Below are 255 nucleotides of genomic sequence, written 5' to 3'. Positions count from 1 at the left end.
CGGCATACGGTAAATTAATCAGTAATGCTTCAAGTGATGTAGAAACGGTTCAATACGCAGCTAATATTTTAAAACAATACAATGATAATCTTCGTACGTATGTAGACGATCGTATGAAAGGACAAGCTGTATACGATCTTATGCAAGGTATTGATTATGATATGCAATCTTATTTATTTGAAACTCGTAAAGAGGCAAAAGATACAATGTGGTATGGGAAAGTAGATCGGTTTATTAATGAAATAAATCGTATCG

1 protein-coding gene is annotated in these 255 nt (G+C 32.9%); it reads left to right on the top strand.

Going from position 1 to position 255, the window contains the following annotated elements; all coding sequences use genetic code 11:
- A partial coding sequence (locus MR113_RS27820; RefSeq protein ID WP_242257514.1) for a M9 family metallopeptidase N-terminal domain-containing protein occupies positions 1 to 255 on the top strand: 255 nt, incomplete at both ends.

Source organism: Bacillus cereus group sp. BfR-BA-01379, assembly GCF_022663605.1.
In the GTDB taxonomy this organism is placed as follows: Bacteria; Bacillota; Bacilli; order Bacillales; family Bacillaceae_G; genus Bacillus_A; species Bacillus_A mobilis.
Note: the sequence above shows the minus strand (reverse complement) of the source record. Positions and strands in the feature narration are given on the sequence as shown.